The sequence below is a fragment of the Lactobacillus sp. PV012 genome, from assembly GCF_014522325.1.
Classification (GTDB): Bacteria; Bacillota; Bacilli; order Lactobacillales; family Lactobacillaceae; genus Lactobacillus.
Window position 1 is genome coordinate 922,004 of the sequence record NZ_CP041983.1, and the last position, 17,681, is coordinate 939,684.

The window sequence follows — 17,681 nt, forward strand, 5'->3', positions numbered from 1 at the left end:
ATTTTTACAACAATTACCTTCAAATTCCCATAACCTAGTAATAATTTGCTACAATAACTTTATAATAAGATGAGGTTGAAAAATAATGTCTATATTAAAATATATATTTGTGTTTATTTTAGCATACTTGATCGGTTCCTTTCCGACCGGTGTACTAATTGGAAAATTTATTTGTCACAAAGATTTACGTCAATACGGTTCTGGAAATATTGGAACAACTAATGCCTTTAGAGTCTTAGGTCCACTTGCAGGAAGTGTAGTTTTAATCATTGATGTCTTAAAAGGGACATTAGCTGCAAGTTTGCCATATTTTATCTTGTCAACTTCGCCACATTACTTTGTCCTTCTAGCAGGATTAGCTGCTATTTTAGGACATACCTTCTCAATTTTCTTAAAGTTCCATGGTGGAAAAGCTGTTGCAACAACAGCTGGGGTATTATTAGCCTATAATCTTAAATTCTTTGGCTTAGCTGCCATTGTATTCTTACCAATGGTATTTATTACAAGTTATGTAAGTTTATCGAGTTTAATTTCAATTGTAATTTTATTTATCTGTTCTTTCTTTTTTCATGATGTTTTTTTAACAGTAATTATCGGATTTATGACTATCGTTTTATTTGTTCGTCATCGTTCTAATATCAAGCGTTTACTCCATCATCAGGAAAATATTATTCCCTTTGGACTATGGTATTGGTATAAAAAGGCACATCATGAATTAAAGAAATAAATTAATTTAAACTCTGATTTTTTCCTTTAAATATTATATATTTCAAAACATTTGTTCGCAAGTGCTTTTAAAAAAAGATAAGTCCTTTTGAAAAGAAATAACTTTTTCTTAAAGACTTATCTTTTTTATTATGAATGACGTAATTGATTTAAACTTTCTCCAAAAATATCGTCAATAACAGCTGGATCACGGTGATCAAAGAATTGACTTACACCCTTGTCTAAACCACGAATATTCTCCATTTCGTCTTTAGTTAATTCAAAATCAAAGATGTCCATATTTTCTTTTTGGCGATTTGAATGAACAGACTTAGGAATAACCACAATCTCACGTTGAATAAGCCAGCGTAAGATAACTTGAGCAGGTGTCTTACCATATTTTTCGCCAATTTCTTTCAATAAGTGATTATTAAAAATATCATTTTTACCTTCTGCGAATGGTGCCCAAGCCTCTACAGCCACATCACGTCCTTGGAAAAACTTCACATCATTAGTTTGTTGGAAAAATGGGTTAATTTCAATTTGGTTAATAGCTGGTTTTTCTTCATGAGCTAATTCTAAGTTCATGTATTGATCTGGATAAAAATTAGACAACCCAATTGATTTTATTTTACCTGCCCGCTTTGCAGCAGCCATTGCATTCCAGGCACCAAAGATATCTCCATATGGTTGGTGGATTAACATTAAATCAATATAATCTGTATCTAGTTCTTTCAAGTCATCATCAATTGCTTTTTGAGCTTTTTCAAAAGTAAGATGATTTACCCAAATTTTACTAGTTAAAAAGATCTCTTCTCTCTTAATGCCACTTTCTTTAATCGCTTCACCAACTGCTCTTTGATTTCCATACATTTCTGCAGTATCAATTAAACGATAGCCATTGCGTAGTGCTTCTGCAACTGCCTTTTTAGCTTCATCATGATCTGGAACTTGGTATACTCCAAACCCTAATTGGGGCATTTCATTACCGTCATTTAAAAAAATTGTTGGAATCTTAGTCACAATTTAAACCTCCTATTTCTATCCCCTTCATTATACTTCTAATTCTTAGATAAAGTCTTCGAAAAGAACTCAATTACTTATTTTTATCTTGGAAGGTCATCACAAAACCAGCTTTCCACGTTTTGCCAGCAGCTAGATGATTCATTCCCTTTTTATCTTCTAAATGCCCTTTAGTCTCTAAAATATCTGCTATTCCCCACCATGGCTCAATGCAAACGTAATCTGCTGTTTGAGGGTATTGCGACCATAATCCAACATAAGGTGCATCCATTTTAATACTTACTTGATAATTATTTTTATCTGTCGCTACGCTCACTTCATTTTTACCACGTAATTCTAAAACCCAAGCATCTTCTTTAAATAGTAGGTCACTGATTTTAATTAAGGAATCTGTCGCAGCTTGCGATCGCTTACTCCAATCTAGGAGCGGTGCCTTTAAGGGAATCCGCATATGCTCTACTGAGGGGGCAAATTTGAAGTAATAATCATCTTTCTTAATTTCTTGATTAGTTGGTAAATTAAATGCCGGATGACCACCAATTCCAAAAATCATTTCCTTAGTATCTTGATTTATAACTTCAAAATTTTCTTCAACTGAATTATTACTCAAGGTATAGGTTACTCTAAGTTCAAATTTAAAAGGATAATTTTTTAAAGTTTCTGGGGTATCCTGCAACAAAAAGGTAATACTTGTTTCACTAGCATTTTCCACCCTAAAATTCATATCTCGAGCAAAACCATGCTGAGACATATTATAAATCTTGTCCTTATAAAAGTACTGATTATCTTTCAAAGCTCCGACAATTGGGAATAAAATTGGCGCATGTCGTTTCCAAACTTTTGGATTTGCTTGCCAAATATATTCTGTTTGAGTTTCATTATCAACGATACTTTGAATCTCAGCACCATGATCAGAAATAGTAACTGTCAAAAAATCATTTTTTAATCTATATTCCATCGTTTCTTTTCCTTACCACTAGCTAACCTTACTTACAAAAAAGCTGCTTCATCACAGGGATGTAGCAGCTTAGTAACTAAAGAATAAACTTAGTTAAATCTTTATTAGTAACAATATCTTGAAGCTTATCATCCACATATTTTTGAGTAATAGTAATTTCTCCCATGGTCATATCTGGACCTTCATATAGTACATCTTCCAGTAATTTTTCTAAAATCGTAGCTAAACGACGAGCTCCAATATTATCTGTACCTTGATTTACTTGATAAGCAATTTGAGCAATTCGATCAATTGCTTCTTGTGTAAAGACTAATTCAATTCCATCAGCTTTTAAAAGCGCAATGTACTGTTTTAAAAGAGAATTTTGTGGATCTTTTAAGATCTTTACAAAATCTTCTTCAGTTAAAGCATTCAATTCTACACGAATTGGGAAACGTCCTTGAAGTTCAGGAATTAAGTCACTTGGCTTACTTTCTGCAAAGGCACCTGCTGCAATAAAAAGAATGTGGTCTGTAGAAACTGGACCATATTTAGTAGTTACAGTTGATCCTTCTACAATTGGTAAAATATCTCTTTGCACACCTTCACGAGAAACTTGTGCTCGACTATTTTTATCGCCACCAGTTGTTTTGTCAATTTCGTCGATAAAAATAATTCCATTTTGTTGGGTACGTTCTATGGCACGTTGATATAAAGAATCATAATCAATTAACTTTTTGGATTCTTCTTGAACTAACACATTACGGGCATCTTTAACCTTCAAAGTACGCTTTACTTTCTTCTTAGGTAAGATATCACCCATCATGCTAGACATATCCATTCCCATTTGTCCCATCATGTCACCCATTGGATTTACACGGGGAGCTTGTTCAACTTCAATTGTTACTTCATGATCTTCTAATAATCCCTGATTTAACTTTTGAGCAGTACTCATTCTTTTATTTTTAATATCTTCAGGAATTTCTTCCTTAACTTCTTCTTTATTTCCGAAGTTTCCTGAGAGCATCTTCATCATTTGATCAAAAGACTGCTCACGATTTTCTTGACGTACTACAGGAACTAAAACTTTAACTAACTGTTCATTAGCTTTTTTAATTGCCTCTGTATTTACACGTTCAAATTCCTCTTTTTCTTCCATGCGGACTGCTTCTTTTACTAAGTCACGCACCATTGATTCGACGTCTCGACCAACATATCCAACTTCAGTAAACTTAGTTGCTTCTACTTTTACAAAAGGAGCATCTACAATTTTAGCAAGTCGACGGGCAATCTCTGTTTTACCTACTCCAGTTGGTCCGGCCATCAAAATATTCTTAGGAGTAATTTCTTGTTGAAGAGTTTTTGGCAATTGTAAGCGACGATAGCGATTGTACAAAGCAATAGCTACTGCCCTTTTAGCTTCATCTTGACCAATAATATATTCATTCAAAATATCTACAATTTTCTTGGGAGTTTTTTGTGTTGTCAAATTAATCACCTAAATTTCATCTGTTGTAATATGATCATCAGTAAAAATGTCAATTCCAGAAGCAATTTTTACAGCTTCTTGAGCAATCTCTTTTGCACTCATTCCATTGCTATGACGTGTCATTGCAATTGCAGCCGCTTGGGCAAAATTACCACCTGATCCAATTGCTACTACATCTTCATCGGGCTCTAAGACTTCACCATTTCCTGAAATTAATAATAAGTCCTTGCCATCAAAAGCAATTACCATAGCTTCTAATTTAGCTAAAGTTGGATCCTTACGCCAACTTTGTGCCATTTCAACTGCTGCACGTCGTAAATCACCTGAATAAGTTTCAAGTTTTCCTTCTAACATGTCTTGTAAGCTGACTGCATCAGCCACTCCACCTGCAAAGCCTATTACTACTTTATTATGATAAATACGGCGAATCTTCTTAGCAGTTGCTTTAGCAATAACTTTTTCACCTAAAGTGACTTGTCCGTCACCTGCAATTGCAGTTTGTCCATTGTATCTTACAGAACAGATTGTTGTCATTTACTTTGCCTCGTTTTCTTTATTATTTCTGGGGAAAAACTTTTGATAGTCGCTTTGTAATTTCTTGGTACTGATGTGAGTATAAATTTGGGTAGTAGATAAAGATTCATGTCCTAACAATTCTTGTACACTACGCATATCAGCACCATTATCAAGCATTTGGGTAGCAAAAGAGTGTCGTAACATATGGGGATGCGCTTTAGCACTCACCCCTGCTTTTAAAAATACATCTCTCATTACCTGTGCAATTCCACGTTCCGTGATTTTTTTACCTCGATTATTCAAAAAAACATCCCCTGCATCAAAGTTTGTTTTTAACAAAACAGGACGTGAATTTTCTAAATAATTTTTTAGAGTCACACAGCTTTCCTCAGTGAAAGGAACATAACGATCCTTCCTACCTTTACCATGCACTAAAATGACGCGCATGTCAAAATCTATTTGCTCTAACTTTAAATTCGCTAGTTCACTTCTTCGCATTCCGGTTACATAAAACAACTCAATAATTGCTTTATTACGCATTGTCAGCGGCTTAGAATCATTTAAAGAATCAATTACTTTTTTTACTTCATTTTGGTAAAAAAATTCTGGTAATTTTTTCTCTCCTGCTCTAATCGAAATTGCAATGGTAGGATCAATTTTTAATAAATCCCTTTTTACTAAAAATTGATAAAAAGAGCGTAAAGAAGACATCTTTCTTTGTAGTGTTCTTCGACTCGCTTCTTTACCTAATTTTTCTAAAAATCTCTCAATATCTCTAGTTTTAACTTGATCCCAGCCTATAAATTCACCATTTTTTCTTAAAAAATTTTGAAATTGTGTTAAGTCTTCAAGATAGCTATTCAAAGTGTACTCACTATAAGCGCGTTCATACATCAAATACTCTTTGAATTTTTTTAAATAGTCATCAAGTTTAATTGAGTTGGTCATAAGATTTTAAAACATCTTCTTTAAATTTATCTAAACTAGCTAGAGCGTTCTTTGAAATCTCTAAGTGACGCTCTTGTTTATTACGTACCTTGTGATCCAAGCTAGGAAGTAATGCATAAGATGCATTCATTGGTTGAAAATGCTTAGCACTAGTAGTAGTGATATAGTTTGCCATTGAACCCAAGGCTGTATTTTTAGGAAAGGCTACTGTATCTTGACCAGCAGCTTTTAATGCTGCATTAATACCGGCTACTAGGCCACTTCCTGCACTTTCAACATAGCCCTCTACCCCTGTCATTTGTCCTGCAAAAAATAACCCTGATTGAGTTTTTGCTTCATAAGTCGCATTTAAAACTTCAGGACTAGCAATATAGGTATTACGGTGCATCTTCCCATAGCGAACAAATTTAGCATTTTCTAACCCAGGGATTTTAGAAAATACACGTTTTTGTTCACCATATTTCAAGTGGGTTTGAAAGCCGACAATATTATACATACTTCCAATTGCATTGTCTTGACGTAGCTGAATAACGGCATAAGGAGTTTTTCCAGTTCTTGGATCTTCTAACCCAACAGGCTTCAAAGGTCCAAATAGCATAGTTTTTTCACCTCGGTGTGCCATCACCTCAATTGGCATGCATCCCTCAAACACATTACTATTTTCAAATCCATGTAGTTCAGCCGTTTCTGCACTAATTAAAGCCTTGTAAAACTCAAAAAATTCTTCTTTTGTCATTGGGCAATTAAGATAAGCAGCTTCACCTTTATCATAACGTGATTTTTTATAAACAATATCATAATTAATGGAATCAGCTGCTACAATTGGAGCCGCCGCATCAAAAAAGTGCAGACTATCTGTTCCACAAAATTCCTGAATTTTTTCAGCTAAGTCATCACTTGTTAAAGGACCAGTTGCAATTATTGTAATGCCATCTTTAGGAATACTAGTGATTTCTTCTTCATGGATTGTAACATTTGGTAAAGATCTTAACTGGTCAGTAATTTCCTGTGAAAACTTGTCTCGATCAACTGCTAAGGCACCTCCAGCAGGAACAGCAGTCTTATCAGCAGCTCTTAATACTAAAGAGTCAAGCTGGCGCATTTCTTCTTTCAAGAGCCCAACAGCATTAGAAAGTTGATTTGAACGCATTGAATTAGTACAAACTAATTCTGCAAAACCACTCGTATGATGGGCGGGAGTTTGTTTTTTAGGACGCATTTCATAAAGATCTACATTAATTCCTCTTTTTGCCAATTGCCAGGTAGCTTCACTCCCAGCAAGTCCTGCACCGATTACTGTTACTTTTTTTGTCATATAATTCTCTTTCTACTTTATATTTTGTTTTTCTACAAAAATAATACCATTGCTTTAAAAACAATGATATCATTTTTAAGTTTAAATTTTGTTAAATTATTCTTCTTTTGGTTCTTCTTTGTAATCACCATTAGGACACAAAATAGTTAGACCTTTTTTGGATTTCTTTTGCACTAAGAAATGGCCATCATTAGGACAGTTACGTCCAATTGGTTGATCCCAAGAAACAAAATCACATTCAGGATACAGAGAACAGCCATAGAATTTTCGATTACGCTTCGACTTTTTCTCAATAACTTCTCCCTTACCACACTTAGGACAAGTTACACCAATTTTCTTAACAATTGGCTTAGTATTGCGACACTCTGGGAAACGAGAACAAGCATAGAACTTTCCATATCTTCCCATTTTAATAACCATTGGGGCACCACAGATATCACAATTAAAGCCCGCAGGTTCATCTTTAATTTGGACTTTCTCAATTTCACTATCTGCTTTTTCTAATTCTTTAGAAAATGGTTTGTAGTAGTTGTCAACAACCTTTACCCAATTTTTCTCTCCTTCTTCAACATGATCAAGATCATCTTCGAGTTGAGCAGTAAAGTCGACATTTACGATATCTGGGAAAAATTCTTCAATTAATCCATCGACAATTTCACCAAGTTCTGTTGGTACAATTGAACGGCCTTCAAGTTTTACATAATATCTCCGTTGAATTGTATCAATTGTTGGGGCGTAAGTTGACGGACGACCAACACCGTTGGCTTCCAAAGCATGGACTAAACTAGCTTCTGTATATCTTGCTGGTGGTTGGGTAAAGTGCTGACGATCATCAGTACTATTTAGTTTTACCTTATCGCCCTCTTGTAAATCAGGTAAAGCATTATTCTTTTCTTTACCAATATCATAGACTTTAGTAAAGCCTGCAAATTTCATCTTTGAACCCGTAGTTCTGAAAATTACACCATTTTGTTCTAAATCAGCTCTCACAGTATCATACACTGCACTAGTCATCTGACTTGCAATGAAACGGGCCCAAATCAAACTATAAAGACGATATTCTTCACTAGTTAAATATTGCTTAATAGAGTCTGGGGTGCGAAAAGCAGAAGTTGGACGTATGGCTTCGTGAGCATCTTGAGCTTCAGAATCATTTTTGAAATTCTTTGGCTTAATTGAAGCAAACTGTTCTCCATATTCCTCATGAATAAATTTCGAAGCTTCTTGTTTAGCAACATTAGCTATTCTCTTAGAATCTGTACGCATATAAGTTATCAATCCTACAGAACCTTTACCAAGGTTAACCCCTTCATAAAGTGATTGAGCTATTCTCATTGTTCTACGCGTACGATAACCTAAACGTTTGTTAGCTTCTTGTTGCAAAGTGGAAGTAGTGAAAGGAGCTGCTGGTGCACGCCGACGCTCTTTTTTCACTACTTTAGTTACTTCAAACTTTTTACGCTTATCAATTCTGCTTAAAACATCTTTTACAGCTTCTTGATTTGGAAGATCACTCTTCTTCCCATCTAAGCCATAGAAGCTACCCTTAAACTTTTCTTTGTCCTTTTGGAATTCACCATCAATTGTCCAATATTCTTCTGGTTTAAATTCCTTAATTTCTTTTTCACGATCAATGACTAATTTTAAAGCTACTGACTGCACACGACCAGCAGAAAGTCCTTTTTTAACTTTTGCCCATAAAATCGGACTTAAAGAATATCCCACAAGCCGATCTAAGACACGGCGAGCTTGCTGAGCATCAACAATATCCATATCAATTGTACGTGGATTTTTGAAGGCATTTTTTACTGCATCTTTAGTGATTTCGTTAAAAGCTACTCGATTAGGTTCTTGAGGATTTAAATCTAAAGCATGGGCTACGTGCCAAGCAATTGCTTCTCCTTCACGATCGGGGTCAGATGCCAAATAAACATATTTTGCTTTTTTAGCTTCACGCTTTAATTCTTTAATTGTTTCCCCTTTACCACGAATTGAGATGTACTTTGGTTGATATTCATTTTCTAAATCTACACCCATTTGGGATTTAGGTAAATCTCTAATGTGACCTTTTGAGGCAATTACATGATAATTACTTCCAAGATATTTCTCAATTGTCTTAGCTTTATGAGGCGATTCGACAATAACTAAATTTTTCTTTTTCTTTTTAGTAGGCATTCAGATGCCCCTTCCTTGTTCTATAATTCTAATTATAACTTACCAGAAAAAGTCACCTTGTCAACTACCACATATCTTTAAAATCAAAATTTACAATTGGCTGAGCGCCTGCGGCAATTAAATAATTAGGCCCTTCTGCTAGTTTACTGCCTAAGGGACCAGGAATTGCAAAGATATTTCGATTTTCTTGCAGCGCAATATTTGCAGTAATTAATGATCCAGACTTTTTCCGAGCTTCACCCACAATCACATTTTCACTTAAGCCTGCTAAAATTCGATTTCTTTGCGGAAAATAAGGTGGAATAGGCTCGGTATCTGGTAAGTATTCACTTAAAACAAGACCTACTTTTTCGATTTGCTTTTGTAGATCTCGATTTTTTGCTGGGTAAAAATAATTTAATCCATTTCCTACAACTGCTATTGTTTGCCCTTTACTTGCCAAAGCTTGCTCATGAGCAATTGTATCAACCCCTTTGGCTAATCCACTAGCAATTACAAAATTTTGTTTAACTAAATTTGGAATTAATCGCTTTAAAGTAGAGGTACTATAAGAAGTTGGATTTCGAGAACCTACAATAACAGTAATTCGTCTAGAAAGCAAATTTAAATTTCCCCGTGCAAATAAAATTAACGGGGGATGATACATTTGTTTTAATTGAATAGGATAAATGTCATCAAAAAATGTTAGTACTTCACATTGTAATAAAATCCGCTCAACTAGCTGACCTAATTTAGGACTCTTGTAAGCCATCAAAACAAGCTCTTTTAACTTATCAGGTAAATCTGCTTCTTGAATGATTGAAGCTGTGATTTCAGGGCAATCTCCTAATGTATCCATTACCTCACTTATTCCCTTATATCCAATTCCCTTTTTCAATTTCAAGCGAATATAAAAATCTCTTTGTTTCATAACAACAAAACCTCCAATTTTTACATACGCAAAAATAGAGGTCGATTGTTAATTTAATTAAAAAAGTCACTTACTGGTGCAAAAGTTTTTCGATGAATGGGAGTTGGACCATATTTTTTTAAAGCTGCAATGTGTTTAGGAGTACCATAGCCAGCATTATGAACAAAATCATATTGAGGATATTTTTCAGCATATTTATTCATCAAATTATCTCGATATACTTTTGCAACAATACTTGCTGCCCCAATAGAATTGGATTTTGCATCCCCTTTAATAAGTTTAATTTGAGGAAGTGGTGAATCAATCTCCATCGCATCCACCAAAAGTCCATCTGGCTTAACTTTCAATTTTGAAACTGCCTGTTTCATGGCCAATCTATCGGCTTCATAGATATTGATTTTATCAATTACTTCATTATCTGCAATCCCAATTGCTACACTAATGGCTTGGTCCATAATCTTGGGATAAAGTTCAGCTCTTTTTTGAGGAGATAATTTCTTTGAATCATTTACATCAATTAAATTAAAATCCTCTGGTAAAATTACTGCAGCAGTCACAACCGGGCCAGCTAATGGTCCACGTCCTACTTCATCTACTCCCGCAACAAGCTGATTATTTTGCCAAAATTTTCGTTCATATGAAAAACGCAGGTCAAATTCATGCTGCTTTTTTTTCAATTTTGCTAATTTATTATCATAGGAAGCTAATAATTTTTTGACACCTTTACGTTCATCCTGACGTAACATCTTTATGGTATCTGCATTTAAACTGGGATCCTGCAGTAATTCTTTAATTTCTTTGATTGTCATCTTAAATCAAGTGTAATCCTTCCAATTTTGGCTTTTCTAAATCGCTGTAACATGTAAAGTGAAAAACGCTCATAATCATCTCTCATGCCATACATCTTTGTCATTTCTAACATCGCATCAACATCTGATAAAGATTCTAGTTGGTCTTTATCTAAGCGAGAAAATTTAACTAAATCACTTAAATAATGTTCTTTTAAGAAATTTATTAAAAAAAGTGCTACGTCATCTGCATGAAAAACATTATCTTTAATTGCTCCACAAGCAGCTAATTTATACCCAACTTCTTGATCGGAAAATTTAGGCCATAATATTCCTGGCGTATCTAAAATTTGGATACTAGAATCAGAAGTTTTTAACCAGCTTTGTCCTTTAGTTACTCCTGGTTTATCTCCAACAATTGCTGCATTTCTCCCAACCATTCTATTGATAATAGTGGATTTACCACAGTTGGGAATACCAGCAATTGCTACCCTAATAATTGGATTTGAAGCACCTTTGTTTACTAAATTATCAACTTTCGCTTTACCAGCTAGTTTTATTATTTTAAAGAGTGCTGTCATATTAGTGTTGTGCTGAGCATCCATTGAAAGGACAAAATTTCCCTCATCTTGAAAATAATGAGTCCATTTTTTGGTCTGAATTGGATCTGCTAAATCGGCCTTATTCAAAATAATAATATGAGGCTTTTGCTTAGTTATTTGCCCAATCATCGGATTGCGTGATGATACTGGTAAACGCGCATCTAACACCTCAATTACTACATCAATTAAATTAAGCTTATCTTCTAATTGATTTTTGGCCTTATTCATATGACCAGGATACCATTGAATTGTTGCCATAATTTCCTCCTATTTAGCCTTTTAGACTTAATGCTTTCTTTAAAGCAGGATTATCTTCTGCAGCTTTTTGAGCCACTGTTAAATAAAGTTGTTGCTTTAATTGAGCGTCTACTTTACCAGTTTCTTTAATACCTTGACTCTTTTGGTATGCCATTACTGCTGCTTTAGTATTACTATCAAAGACTCCAGTTGGGTACTGATCTAAATAACCTAATACTCGTAAGTATTGTTGTAAAATTGTCACATCAAGCCCAATCATTTTTTCTTTTAACGTATCACTAGTTTGAAATGCTGGCAAGTCTTCAAACTTAGATACAGGAGTTTTATACATCGGCTTAATTCCTTGATGATTAATCCAAGTACCATTAGGAGTTAACCATTTAGCGATTGTATATTTATATTCTGTACCAGCTGTTGAACCAACTTGTTGAACTGTCCCTTTTCCATACGAAGTTTGACCGACGGTAATTGCTCTTTTATTTTCTACTAAAGCCGCTGTAAAAATTTCACTTGCACTTGCAGTGTTTTTATTTATTAAAATTATTGGTTTTACTTTGACTTTAAAATTATCAGCTAATTTATTAGATGATTTGATTGTCTGCTTCTCTGTCTTTGATTCATACTTCATTAAAGTTTTTCCATTAGGAACAAAGTAGGCTGCACTAGTTAAAGCACTTTCCATGACTCCACCTGGATTATTTTGAAGATCGATAATTAATTTAGGATATTCCTTAAAATTAATATTTTTCAAAGCTGCTTTTAGATCCTTAGCAGTATTTGTATCAAATTGCGAAATAGTGATAATTGTCGCATTCTTCTCATTTTTTACTGTTAAACTAGATTGATTAATTTTTGCTCTAGTCAGTACGACTTCAAAAGTTTGACTCCCTCTTTTTAAAGTTAGCCTTACCTTGGTCCCTGTTTTTCCCCTAACAAGTTGAGCCACCTTATCAAAGTTCTTTGCAGAAACTGGTGCATTATTTACCTTTATAAGTTGATCATTAACCTTAATTCGACTTTTTGAGGCGGGAGAATCACTAACAATTGAATCTACTAAGATTTTATTGCCGGAAACTTTCATTTGGATTCCAACTCCGCTAAAACTCTCACCTTGGATAACACTATTTACTTGTTGCTGAGTTTGACCAGAAAGTGTTTGAGAATACGGATCCTTTAAACTAGCCAACATCCCATCAATAGCACCTTGAGCAAGTTGAGATGAAGAAATTTTTTGATAGTAAGAAGCTTGCAGCTGCTGATAAACACGATCAACTGTTGCTAAAGGTGAAGAAAGTTCTTGATATCTCATCACCCCAAAAGTACCAGCAGCTCCAATGATAATCCCACCTACCCCAGTTAGCAAATATTTAATTGGTTTAGGAATTTTTTTCTTAGTTTGTTTTTTATCTTTATGATCACTTTTTTCCATTTAACTAATCCCTCAGTTCATCGCTTCTTTATATAATTCATAGGCACTATCAAAAATACTCATTGTTGGTAAGTAAGGTGCATTTAGTTCTAAGTATTCAGACAGCTTTTCATAATCCTGCTCTTGTTTAGGGAAAGAACTATCAAACTGAGCATTATTAGCAAATTCTGCAATATCATCATGAGAATGAGGATTTCTCTGTGTCATCAAAAAACGATAAAAACTTTCTCGATACATAAATTTACTCCGTGTAATAAATAATCGCATAAGCTCCTGTGCCTGAGTGAGTAGCAATTATTGGACTTGTTTGTTGTACTAAAATATCAGCATTTGGAACTATTTTTCGAATTTTATCAGCTAATTTTTCCATTTCTTCAGGAGTATCTACATAAGAAATTCCTACTCCTTTAACTTGATCCTTCTTTTCTTCTAAATCATGAAGAACTCGTTCATCAAATTGACGAGAAAATTTCTTCCCCCGTCCCTTTTTAAAAATATTGAGATTTCCTTGTGGCATTTGCAAAGCAATCCGGATATTTAAAAAACTAGCAATTGTACCAGCTAATTTACCTAAGCGACCACCTTTAATAATATTTTTTAAATTCACAACCATCATTTCAAGTTGTTGAGAATCAATAATTTTTTGTACATGCTCAAGAATTTCTGCTTTGCTTTTTCCAGCTAATGCATCTTTTGCAGCTGCCAATACTTGAAAACCTTCTCCTCGATCTGTAAGCTCTGAATCTATTATTGTAATTTGATCTTCTTTACCTAAAAGTTGTGCAGCTTGGCGGGCGGTTTCAATTGTTCCACTTAAATTATGAGAAAGGAAAATTCCAATAACTTGATCATCATTTTGAGTAAGTTCATCAAAGGTCTTTTCAATTACTCCTAATGCTGGTTGACTAGTTTTAGGTAATTCCGTAGAAGTGTCCATTTTTTTAACAAATTCACTTCGTGAAATGTCTACCCCATCAATATAAGTTTCTCCATCAATAGTAATTGTTAAAGGAATCACAGTTATATTATATTTTTCAACTTCCTGGGGACTTAATTGAACAGAAGAATCAGTAACAATATTAATTTTTGACATTTTCCAAACCTTCATTTCTTACTAAGTTTTTAATTCATCCGTAAAATGAATTGATAGTATGTTAGAATTTACCTTATAGATACAAGGATTAGTATAACAAAAGATTACTCCAATCGGTAAAAATTATTTAATTCTCTTGGCAAATCTACTAATTCTAATTTTTATTTTACGAGGATGACTTTATGCGATTTAAACAATTGTGGGAACCTCCTACTAATCCCTCGAAGACTTATCTAATTTTAGACAATATCTTCAGTGCCATTACTCACGGGGTCGGCTTTGGGCTCTCAGTAGCTGGATTAGTTATTTTGATAGTACGAGCAGTTCAGACTGGGGGAGCTTTAAAAATTGTCTCTTTTACTCTCTATGGTAGCAGTTTAGTGCTTCTATATCTTTTTTCAACTCTCTACCATAGTTTGGTATTTACACGTGCACGACGCGTCTTTCAAATATTCGACCACTCATCAATTTTTATTTTGATTGCAGGTTCTTATACTCCATATACTTTAGTAGCTATTGGAGGCGCTAAAGGATGGACCATGTGGGGAATTATTATTGGATTGGCAACTCTTGGAATCTTATTTTATATTTTTAATCAGGGGAAGTTTATTATTTTAGACACCATCTTATACGTCTTGATGGGCTGGATGGTAATCTTTGCAAGTGCTGACCTATACCCCATTTTAGGCCGAGCAGGTTTTACTTTATTGTTCATGGGCGGAGTCGCTTATACAGTTGGAGCTGTTTTATTCACAATGCGTCGCATTCCCTTTATCCACGTCATTTGGCACTTATTTGTAATGCTAGGTTCAATCCTAATGTATTTTTCTATTTTACTTTATATTTAAAAACGAGTACTTATCATCCCTTGATGATAGATACTCGTTTTTAATTATAGTGTCTGCAAATAAGCACTAATTTCTTCTTCGTTATTTGCTATCTTTCCTTCAACCACTGCTTCAGTAATCGTATCTAGTAACTCACCAATTTTCGGTCCCGCCGGAATACCACTCTTTAATAAGAACTTGCCATCAATTGCAAGTTCTTTTGCACTTTTAACTGGTAGAGCTTCATAACGATCGTACAAGGCACTCCCATTGATGGGCTGTCCCAAAATATGGGCTAAATCAATTGTAGCTAGAATCGTCTTTAAATCGCTTTTAAACAGTTCATAATTACTTGGAGTAGTATCACTAATTAAATCAAAAAATTCAATTATTTTTGTTACTTGATGGATCATTGCGTTAGAATTTTTCCAAGCTCGCATAAACTTTGGAACATCTTTTGTGTTTAATTTCAACAATACAATCATCGTTGTCCAGAGGTTTTCTTCTGTACTTGGACTAAAATTAAGTTTGGGAAAAATTGCCAATGCATCCCTTTTACCTGCAAAAAATGGCACTTCCTGGTATAATTCTGTTTCTAAAAAAAGCTCAAAAGCTTCTTGGCTACCAGGACTAGTTCCCATCTTTACAAATTCTTCTCTAACTCTTTCTACTGCAATCTTACTTAGCAATTCATGGTTGTCTTTAATGGCTTGTTTAGTCTTTTCTTCTAAACTAAATTTTAATTGACCCATAAACCTGACCGCTCTCATCATTCTTAAGGCATCTTCATGAAAACGATTCTCTGCTACTCCAACAGCACGGATTACTTTCTTTTTTAAATCTTCCAAACCATTAAAGTGGTCGATTATGTTTCCCTCGATGTCCATGGCTAATGCATTAATAGTAAAGTCACGTCGTTTAAGATCTTCAGATAGATTTTGCACAAAACTTACATGATCAGGTCGGCGAAAATCTTGGTAACCAGATTCTGTTCTAAAAGTTGTTACTTCATAACTTTCATGGTCATATCTTACGGTAACTGTTCCATGTTGAATTCCAGTATCAATCGTATGTTGAAAGATTCTCTTTATTTCTTCTGGATAGGCACTAGTTGCAATATCAACATCATGAATGTGTCTGTCTAAAAGTAAATCTCGAACACTTCCACCTACAAAATATGCTTCATAGCCCGCAGAAATTATTTCTTTTAATACTGGAAGAGCCTTAGTGAAAACTGGTGATAATTTTTCAATCTTCATTAAAACACTCCTCTTATCTAATCCTTTTAATCTTGTCAACTTAATTTTACAATAAATCGCCTGATAACTCTAATCCTTTTAAATAACAATTAAATCTACTTCTATAATTCATCATATAAATTTTGCATTTCATCATCTTCAGGGATGAGTTGAAGATATTTACTAAGAACCTCTTTAGTAATCTGATTTTCTCCGATTTCCTTAAAGAAATTTGCCATCTGACGTAAAAAGTCAGGATTTTCTTTAAAGGCAGGATAGGCCAATAAAAATTCATTCTTTGCTTGTTCATAGTCTTCTAAACGTTGGTAAGACACTGCACGATTCCAATGAATTTGGGGCTCTAATTCTTCTTCTGGCAACTCCTTAAACAGGGCTAAATTCTTTTGATCATCTTTTTTTAATAAATATAAATTTGAAAGCTGGAGACGTAAATCACTATTTTCCGGTGCTATTTCTAGTCCCTTTTTTAATAATCTCTCAGCTTCTGTTAATTCATCTAAGTTAGCTGCTGCTTTAGCACCCAAGTTATACAAGACCTCATCAAATTCATTATAGGTTAATCCTGTCTGGGCCGTTTCTAAAACTTTTTCATTATTATCTTCTTTAGAATATGCAGTTGCTAGCAGAGGATAAGCATTTACAAAATCTGGTTGTGTCTGCAATACTTCAGTCAAAAACTTAATTGCTTCTTTGTTATCTTCTACTGCTAACATAATGAGACCTGCTTCATATAAAGCATCAATACTTAAAAACTCGTTTTGGTGTTCCCTGACTACTCTAGCAGCCTCCTCATATTCTCCTAATTTTGCTAAGGAAGTCGCTATTCTTTCATTGATAACGACCTCACCAAAAGTTTTATAATTTTTTGCAAGCTCATCATAGTATTTCAATGCAGAAACGTAATCTCCAGTTAAATAATCCAATTCTGCAAGACCAAAAGTTATCGCATCTTCCTCAGGAGCTAAATTCTTTGCTTGAAGTAGCTTTTGCTTAGCTGGCTCTATTAACCCATTAGTTTGATAATAATCAGCCTGCGCTAATAAACTCTCAACGTAAGCATCACTATCTGAACTAATATTAAATAATAGGGTAAGGCCATCATCTTCTTGCCCATCATTTAAAAGAATTTCACCCAAATATACTTTAAAAAGATCTTCTTTTGGAAATCGTGCAATTAAAGCCCGATAAACATCTTTTGCCAAATTGGTAAAACCAAGATCAGTTAAGTTACTTGCTAGTGATGCTAAAATTTCTGGTTGATCATTATCTAAAGCCTTTTTTAAGAGAATATTATTTTCAGAAAAATCATGATTTTGGATTGCATCCAGTAATTGTTCAGAATAGCTCATTAGTGTTGTTCCTTTCATGAATACAAAAAAGCGTTAAGCAGTAGGCTCAACGCTTTTA

The 17,681-nt window shown here is 34.2% G+C and carries 17 protein-coding genes; 2 read left to right on the plus strand and 15 right to left on the minus strand.

Annotated features, from left to right (window positions below):
- Window positions 1–85: 85 nt before the first annotated feature.
- Window positions 86–727 carry a glycerol-3-phosphate 1-O-acyltransferase PlsY gene (plsY, locus tag FP433_RS04545; protein ID WP_265484441.1) on the plus strand — a complete coding sequence of 214 codons (642 nt, stop codon included), beginning with the start codon at window positions 86–88 and terminating at the stop codon, window positions 725–727.
- A gap of 128 nt (window positions 728–855) precedes the next feature.
- Here the strand turns inward: plsY and FP433_RS04550 are convergent, their stop codons facing one another.
- The 13 genes from FP433_RS04550 to FP433_RS04610 all read right to left on the minus strand — a co-directional run bounded on the left by FP433_RS04550 (window position 856) and on the right by FP433_RS04610 (window position 14,188).
- Window positions 856–1,719 carry an aldo/keto reductase gene (locus FP433_RS04550; RefSeq protein WP_265484632.1) on the minus strand — a complete coding sequence of 288 codons (864 nt, stop codon included), beginning with the start codon at window positions 1,717–1,719 and terminating at the stop codon, window positions 856–858.
- A gap of 82 nt (window positions 1,720–1,801) precedes the next feature.
- Complete coding sequence (locus tag FP433_RS04555) at window positions 1,802–2,686, minus strand: aldose 1-epimerase family protein (protein ID WP_265484440.1); 885 nt, start codon at window positions 2,684–2,686, stop codon at window positions 1,802–1,804.
- 76 nt (window positions 2,687–2,762) lie between these two features.
- The gene (gene hslU / locus FP433_RS04560; protein WP_265484439.1) at window positions 2,763–4,154 is read right to left on the minus strand and encodes an ATP-dependent protease ATPase subunit HslU; all 1,392 of its coding nucleotides are present in this window, start codon (window positions 4,152–4,154) and stop codon (window positions 2,763–2,765) included.
- A 9-nt stretch (window positions 4,155–4,163) separates the two neighbouring features.
- Complete coding sequence (gene hslV / locus FP433_RS04565) at window positions 4,164–4,688, minus strand: ATP-dependent protease subunit HslV (RefSeq protein ID WP_265484438.1); 525 nt, start codon at window positions 4,686–4,688, stop codon at window positions 4,164–4,166.
- On the minus strand, window positions 4,689–5,618 hold the full coding sequence (xerC, locus tag FP433_RS04570) for a tyrosine recombinase XerC (RefSeq protein ID WP_265484437.1): 930 nt from the start codon (window positions 5,616–5,618) through the stop codon (window positions 4,689–4,691). It lies immediately after the preceding gene.
- The gene (gene trmFO, locus FP433_RS04575) at window positions 5,602–6,933 is read right to left on the minus strand and encodes a methylenetetrahydrofolate--tRNA-(uracil(54)-C(5))-methyltransferase (FADH(2)-oxidizing) TrmFO (protein WP_265484436.1); all 1,332 of its coding nucleotides are present in this window, start codon (window positions 6,931–6,933) and stop codon (window positions 5,602–5,604) included. Before trmFO ends, xerC begins: the two co-directional genes overlap by 17 nt.
- Before the next feature lie 96 nt (window positions 6,934–7,029).
- Complete coding sequence (topA, locus tag FP433_RS04580) at window positions 7,030–9,108, minus strand: type I DNA topoisomerase (RefSeq protein ID WP_265484435.1); 2,079 nt, start codon at window positions 9,106–9,108, stop codon at window positions 7,030–7,032.
- A gap of 64 nt (window positions 9,109–9,172) precedes the next feature.
- Window positions 9,173–10,018, minus strand: a complete 846-nt coding sequence (gene dprA / locus FP433_RS04585; RefSeq protein ID WP_265484434.1) for a DNA-processing protein DprA — start codon at window positions 10,016–10,018, stop codon at window positions 9,173–9,175.
- 53 nt (window positions 10,019–10,071) lie between these two features.
- Entirely contained in the window at window positions 10,072–10,827 is a 756-nt protein-coding gene (locus FP433_RS04590) for a ribonuclease HII (protein ID WP_265486512.1), read from the minus strand.
- Window positions 10,824–11,666 carry a ribosome biogenesis GTPase YlqF gene (gene ylqF / locus FP433_RS04595; protein ID WP_265484432.1) on the minus strand — a complete coding sequence of 281 codons (843 nt, stop codon included), beginning with the start codon at window positions 11,664–11,666 and terminating at the stop codon, window positions 10,824–10,826. Before ylqF ends, FP433_RS04590 begins: the two co-directional genes overlap by 4 nt.
- A gap of 13 nt (window positions 11,667–11,679) precedes the next feature.
- On the minus strand, window positions 11,680–13,095 hold the full coding sequence (locus tag FP433_RS04600) for a S41 family peptidase (RefSeq protein WP_265484431.1): 1,416 nt from the start codon (window positions 13,093–13,095) through the stop codon (window positions 11,680–11,682).
- Between the two features lie 12 nt (window positions 13,096–13,107).
- Window positions 13,108–13,332 (minus strand): YozE family protein, encoded by a 225-nt coding sequence (locus FP433_RS04605; RefSeq protein WP_265484430.1) that lies wholly within the window; start codon window positions 13,330–13,332, stop codon window positions 13,108–13,110.
- A 4-nt stretch (window positions 13,333–13,336) separates the two neighbouring features.
- Window positions 13,337–14,188 (minus strand): DegV family protein, encoded by an 852-nt coding sequence (locus FP433_RS04610; protein ID WP_265484429.1) that lies wholly within the window; start codon window positions 14,186–14,188, stop codon window positions 13,337–13,339.
- Window positions 14,189–14,370: 182 nt separating this feature from the next.
- Here FP433_RS04610 and trhA point away from each other — a divergent pair, with 182 nt between their 5' ends.
- Window positions 14,371–15,036, plus strand: a complete 666-nt coding sequence (gene trhA, locus FP433_RS04615; RefSeq protein WP_265484428.1) for a PAQR family membrane homeostasis protein TrhA — start codon at window positions 14,371–14,373, stop codon at window positions 15,034–15,036.
- Window positions 15,037–15,080: 44 nt separating this feature from the next.
- On the opposite strand, the gene FP433_RS04620 is transcribed toward trhA, so the two are convergent.
- Entirely contained in the window at window positions 15,081–16,274 is a 1,194-nt protein-coding gene (locus tag FP433_RS04620; protein ID WP_265484427.1) for a CCA tRNA nucleotidyltransferase, read from the minus strand.
- Window positions 16,275–16,375: 101 nt separating this feature from the next.
- Complete coding sequence (locus FP433_RS04625) at window positions 16,376–17,623, minus strand: tetratricopeptide repeat protein (protein ID WP_265486513.1); 1,248 nt, start codon at window positions 17,621–17,623, stop codon at window positions 16,376–16,378.
- Between the last annotated feature and the right edge of the window lie 58 nt (window positions 17,624–17,681).